Genomic DNA, 5,093 nt, shown 5'->3' with positions numbered 1-5,093 from the left:
AGCTGGAGGCACGCTGGTTGTGCGGGCGCTGGGTACGCGAGATGACCAATGCGACCCCGGAACAGCTGGGGCCGCTGGATCTGGCGGTGGAGGCGGCGGCTTTCATCACCGAGCTGGTGCCGGACAAGGTGAGCCACCGCATTTTGAAAGGTGAAGCCCTGCAACAGGCTGGCTGGGTCGGCCTCTATCAGGTTGGCCGTGGCAGCGAGCGTGAGCCCGTGCTGCTGGAGCTGGACTACAACCCGACCGGGGATCGTAACGCCCCGGTGGTGGCGGCCCTGGTGGGCAAGGGCATCACCTTCGACTCCGGTGGCTACTCCATGAAAACCTCCCAGGGCATGCTCACCATGAAGCATGACATGGGGGGCGCGGCTATAGTGACCGGTGCCCTGGCGCTGGCCATACTGCGCGGCCTCGACAAGCGGGTGAAGCTCATCCTCTGCTGCGCCGAGAATCTGGTCTCTGGCCACGCCTACAAGTTGGGTGACATCCTCACCTACAAGAACGGCACCACGGTGGAAATCGTCAACACGGATGCCGAGGGGCGCCTGGTGCTGGCCGACGGCCTGCAGCTGGCTAGCGACAGCGGGGCGCAGCTCATCATAGATGCAGCCACCCTGACGGGCGCCGCCGTGATGGCGCTGGGGGGGCGTTACAACGCCCTGTTTGGACTGGACAAGGGACTGGTGAGTCGTGCCATGGCTTACGCCGATGCCGAGCAGGAGCCCGCCTGGCCGCTGCCGCTGGAGCCCTGGCACCGCCAGCAGTGCCCGTCTCACTATGCTGACACGGCCAACAGCCGCCCTGTGCCGGGCGGTGGCCCGGGCGGCGCTTCCAACGCGGCGGGCTTCCTCTCTCGCTTCGTCGGCAATGAAGGACGGGGTTGGTTGCACGTCGATCTGGCCGCCTGTTTCAGCGAGAACGGTGACAGCCTGTGGGCGCCGGGCGCCAACACCCTGGGGATGCGCACCATAGCGCATACCCTGCTGGCGGAAGCGCGCTGAGCAGAATGACAATCGTCAAGGAAGGGCACCTGAGGGTGCCCTTTTCAACTGTGCTGGATTAGTGAGCAATAGGCTGGGTTTTAGAGGCTTAACAGGGCTATCGTGCACAAGCGCACATTTTTTCCTGCTGCACTGGGTCAAGATGAGTGGTGATGTTGTTTTGAGGACGCTTTTGTTTAATAAAAAGTTGCTTTTTTGTGTGTTGTTTCGGTTTTTGTTTACGTATAATCGCCGCCGAACATGGATTCTAACAATAAAACTCTGTAGTTAAGGAAAGATCTCAATGGCCATCGAACGTACCTTCTCTATCGTGAAACCGGATGCTGTCAGCAAAAACCTGATCGGTGCCATCTACAACCGCTTCGAGAGCGCTGGCCTGAAGGTCATCGCCGCCAAGATGCTGCACATGAGCAGCGAGCAAGCCGCCGGTTTCTACGCAGAACACCAGGGCAAGCCTTTCTATGATGCTCTGGTCAGCTTTATGACCTCGGGCCCTGTGATGGTACAGGTGCTGGAAGGGGAAGAGGCCATCCGCCGTCACCGTGAAATCATGGGGGCGACCAACCCGAAAGAGGCCCAGGCCGGTACCCTGCGTGCCTGCTACGCCGAGAGCATCGACCGCAACGCGGTGCATGGCTCCGACGCCCCGGCCTCTGCCGCCCGTGAAATTGCCTACTTCTTCTCCGACAACGAGATCTGCCCGCGCCGCTGATCTTGTCCTGAGATGATCAAGGGAGCCTCGGCTCCCTTTTGTTTTTTGGCCTTTTGGTCAATATCCCCTTATTCTCCGGGTAGAAAGCCAGACCCATTATTTGTACAATGCCGCCCCCTGACATCGTCAGCCAATAATTTATGTAGTTTGTGGACTGAGGCCTTTGATGAGCGAAATAAAAACCAACCTGCTGGATCTTGATCGGGATGCCATGCGTGCCTTCTTCGTCGAACTGGGCGAGAAGCCATTCCGGGCAGATCAGATCATGAAGTGGATCTATCACTTCGGTTGTGATGATTTCGATCAGATGAACAACGTCAACAAGGTACTGCGCGAGCGCCTGAAGGCGATCGCCGAGATCCGCGCGCCGGAAGTGAGCCGTGAACAGCGTTCCGCGGATGGCACCATCAAGTGGGCGTTGCAGGTCGGCGGTCAGGAAGTGGAAACCGTCTACATCCCGGAAGAAGACCGAGCCACCCTGTGCGTCTCCTCCCAGGTCGGTTGCGCGCTGGCGTGCAAGTTTTGCTCCACCGCCCAGCAGGGGTTTAACCGCAATCTGAAAGTGTCCGAGATCATCGGCCAGGTGTGGCGCGCCGCCAAGATAGTCGGTGGCAAGCGCCCCATCACTAACGTAGTGATGATGGGCATGGGCGAGCCGCTGCTCAACCTCGCCAATGTGGTGCCTGCCATGCGCCTGATGATGGATGACTTCGGCTACGGTATCTCCAAGCGCCGCGTGACCATCTCCACCTCGGGTGTGGTGCCAGCGCTGGATATCCTTGGTGATCAAATTGACGTGGCCCTGGCCATCTCCTTACATGCGCCGAACGACAAGCTGCGCTCCGAGATCATGCCGATCAACGACAAGTACAACATCGAGGACTTCCTCGCTGGGGTGCGCCGTTATCTGGCCAAGTCCAATGCCAATGGCGGCCGTGTGACGGTGGAGTATGTGCTGCTCGATCATATCAATGACGATATGCAGCATGCCCACGAGCTGGCCAAGGTGCTCAAAGACACCCCGAGCAAGATCAACCTGATCCCGTTCAACCCCTTCCCGGGCAACCCCTATGGCAAGCCGAGCAACAGCCGCATCGACCGTTTCTCCAAGGTGTTGATGGAATATGGCTTCACCGTCATCGTCCGCAAGACCCGTGGTGACGACATAGACGCCGCCTGCGGTCAGCTGGTGGGGGAGGTGATAGATCGCACCAAACGCACCATGAAAAATCGGATGCAACAGGATGGGATTTCCGTCAAAATGGTTTAAATAGCTAAGCCATTGTATAGTCAGGGAATGGATACACGTACATTGATCGTAGTGGCAGCGCTCTGCGCGCTGCCAGGCTGTGTTACCGAGACCACTTACGCGGGCCAGAATTCGACCCAGCGTGAAGTGGGTCCCGACCTCAAAGCTGCAGCCCAGACTCGTCTGGACTTAGGCATTCAATATCTTCGACAGGGCAATGCCGAGCAGGCCAAGTTCAACCTTGATCGCGCCCTTCAGTACGACCCCGACAACCCTCAGGTCTATATCGGCTTCGCTTACTTCTACCAGCAGGTAGAGGATTACAACGCGGCCGAGGAGAGCTACAAGAAAGCCCTCGCCATGGATCCGTCCAATGCTGACGCAATGAACAACTATGGTGCCTTCCTGTGCAACCGTGGTCGCTTCGACGAGGCGGAGAAGGCCTTCCTGCAGGCGATCAGCCAACCCAATTACATCAAGATTGCTGATACCTATGAAAATGCGGCACTTTGCGCCGCGCAAAATGGTAGAAATGATAAAGCAAGCGAGTACTATCGCTTGGCCTTGGGGTATAATCCCCGCAATCCAAGGTTATTGCTGGACATGGCTGAGCTTTCCATGAAAGATGACAAGCTGCCAGATGTGCAGGCCTATCTCGCTCGTTTCGCCGATGCGTCAGACGAGAACGAGAGCAGTCTCTGGTTGAGATTGCGGCTGGCTCAGGCCATGGACAAACCGGCACTCCTTCACCAATTCGGCACTGAGCTGGTAAGGCAATATCCCTCTTCGCAACAAGCCAAGCGTTACTTAGCCAATGACTACTGAACAGCCACACGATTTTCAAGACGACTCCCAGGTAGCAGGCCCAGGCCAGCTGCTGCGCAACGCCCGTGAACAGCTTGGCTGGACACGAGAACAGGTTGCGTCCCGCATTCACCTTCGTCTGACCCTGATTGCTGCGATCGAATCAGATACGTATGACAAGCACACTTCCCATACCTTTATCCGGGGCTACCTGCGTACCTACGCCAAGCTGGTCGGCATCCCGGATGAAACCATCCTGGCCGCCTACGACAAGCTGGGGCTGACCCCTCCCGACAACATCGATATGCAGAGCTTCTCCCGTCGCTCGCGCCAGCAGGCCAACGACAGTCGGCTCAAGGTGGTGACCTGGCTGGTGATCCTGGTGCTGATCGCGCTCTCCGTCGCCTGGTGGTGGCAGAGCACGGCGCGCCGCTCCGCCGGTGACGAGGCCCTGGCGGCCACTGAAATGAGCGCTACCATCGTGGTGCCCTCTGCCGAGGCGTCGCCAGAGATTGTTAACCCTGTTCTCATTGAGGGGGCGGTGCAATCACCGGTTGCAGTCGACGCTAGCGTGGCCGCACCGATCTCCGCGGCGACCGGCACCGAGGCTGCGGTCTCTGCTCCCGTAGCCGATGCCGCCGTGGCGACTGTGGCCGCTGCGAGTGTGTCGACGCTGGCGGTAGCAGACGATGCGACGACGGATCCCGCCAAGGCACCTCAGCTCAAGATGAGTTTCACCGCCGACTGCTGGCTGGACGTCAAGGATGCCAATGGCAAGACACTGTTCAGCGGCCTGAAAAAGGCAAATGATCAACTGGTATTGGAAGGACCCGAGCCGCTCAAGCTCATCATTGGCGCGCCCATGGCGGTCAATATGGAATATCAGGGCAAGTCCATCGACATGAGCCGTTACAACAACGGCCGGACTGCTCGCCTCTCACTGCCGCAGGAGTAATCTGTCCGCCATGTCCGCTCACGAATCTCCCATCATTCGTCGTAAATCCAGGCAGATCATGGTCGGTAACGTACCGGTTGGGGGCGACGCACCCATCACGGTCCAGACCATGACCAACACCAAGACCACGGACGTAGCCGCCACCGTCGAGCAGATCCGGCGGATCGAACGGGTTGGCGCCGACATAGTCCGGGTCTCGGTACCCACCATGGAAGCGGCGGAAGCCTTCAAGCTCATCAAGCAGCAGACCCGTATCCCCATCGTTGCCGACATCCACTTCGACTACCGCATCGCGCTCAAAGTGGCCGAGTATGGCGCCGACTGCCTGCGCATCAACCCGGGCAACATAGGCAACGAAGAGCGGGTGCG

6 protein-coding genes are annotated in these 5,093 nt (G+C 58.8%); all 6 read left to right on the top strand.

Going from position 1 to position 5,093, the window contains the following annotated elements; genetic code table 11:
• Nucleotides 1-1,004: aminopeptidase PepB (pepB, locus tag AAC083_RS09765; protein ID WP_258224646.1), on the top strand; the 1,004-nt coding region annotated here is incomplete at its 5' end.
• A 283-nt stretch (nt 1,005-1,287) separates the two neighbouring features.
• Nucleotides 1,288-1,716, top strand: a complete 429-nt coding sequence (ndk, locus tag AAC083_RS09760; RefSeq protein WP_042034402.1) for a nucleoside-diphosphate kinase — start codon at nt 1,288-1,290, stop codon at nt 1,714-1,716.
• 166 nt (nt 1,717-1,882) lie between these two features.
• Entirely contained in the window at nt 1,883-2,986 is a 1,104-nt protein-coding gene (locus AAC083_RS09755; protein WP_042034400.1) for a bifunctional tRNA (adenosine(37)-C2)-methyltransferase TrmG/ribosomal RNA large subunit methyltransferase RlmN, read from the top strand.
• Between the two features lie 12 nt (nt 2,987-2,998).
• Nucleotides 2,999-3,790, top strand: coding sequence for a PilW family type IVa pilus biogenesis/stability lipoprotein TapF (gene tapF, locus AAC083_RS09750; RefSeq protein ID WP_108536481.1), 792 nt, complete (start codon nt 2,999-3,001; stop codon nt 3,788-3,790).
• A complete protein-coding gene (rodZ, locus tag AAC083_RS09745; protein WP_108536480.1) occupies nt 3,780-4,724 on the top strand; it encodes a cytoskeleton protein RodZ in 945 nt (314 codons plus the stop codon). The genes tapF and rodZ overlap by 11 nt, the downstream gene beginning before the upstream one ends.
• A gap of 10 nt (nt 4,725-4,734) precedes the next feature.
• Nucleotides 4,735-5,093 (top strand): flavodoxin-dependent (E)-4-hydroxy-3-methylbut-2-enyl-diphosphate synthase (locus tag AAC083_RS22995; protein WP_258224647.1); only part of this gene is annotated, 359 nt, incomplete at its 3' end.

This window comes from Aeromonas sp. HMWF014, from assembly GCF_963878295.1.
Taxonomy (GTDB): Bacteria; Pseudomonadota; Gammaproteobacteria; order Enterobacterales; family Aeromonadaceae; genus Aeromonas; species Aeromonas popoffii.
Note: the sequence above shows the minus strand (reverse complement) of the source record. Positions and strands in the feature narration are given on the sequence as shown.

Coding starts and splice junctions, on each gene's coding strand:
- rodZ (WP_108536480.1), top strand. CDS start 3,780: ATGACTACTGAACAGCCACACGATTTTCAAGACGACTCCCAGGTAGCA.
- ndk (WP_042034402.1), top strand. CDS start 1,288: ATGGCCATCGAACGTACCTTCTCTATCGTGAAACCGGATGCTGTCAGC.
- AAC083_RS09755 (WP_042034400.1), top strand. CDS start 1,883: ATGAGCGAAATAAAAACCAACCTGCTGGATCTTGATCGGGATGCCATG.